At 53.7% G+C, this 246-nt stretch carries 1 protein-coding gene; it reads left to right on the top strand.

Translation table 11 applies throughout. The features are described from left to right. Nucleotides 1-229 (top strand): hypothetical protein (locus tag AC1RPR_RS08985; RefSeq protein ID WP_481763604.1); only part of this gene is annotated, 229 nt, incomplete at its 5' end. Between the last annotated feature and the right edge of the window lie 17 nt (nucleotides 230-246).

Raw genomic sequence — 246 nt, forward strand, 5'->3', positions numbered from 1 at the left:
GGCTGCTGAGGGCATACCGTATTCGATCGTGGCTCCTGTCTACGAGGAACAGAAGAGCGAGTACCTAAAGCGCTATGAGAATCGCGGAAGCCCTGAATCGTTTGTCGCCATGATGGACAGGAACTGGTCCAAGTTCTTTCATGATGTGTGGGCAGATTCGGGGGCCCAGCTTCACGTAGGCTTGCGTCCGGGAGAAGTTCTGTTTGACGCAATTGCAAGTTTGGTGTAGAATGCGCGCTCTCAAGG

It is taken from the genome of Dellaglioa sp. CoH-57-MRSF-22, from assembly GCF_056781895.1.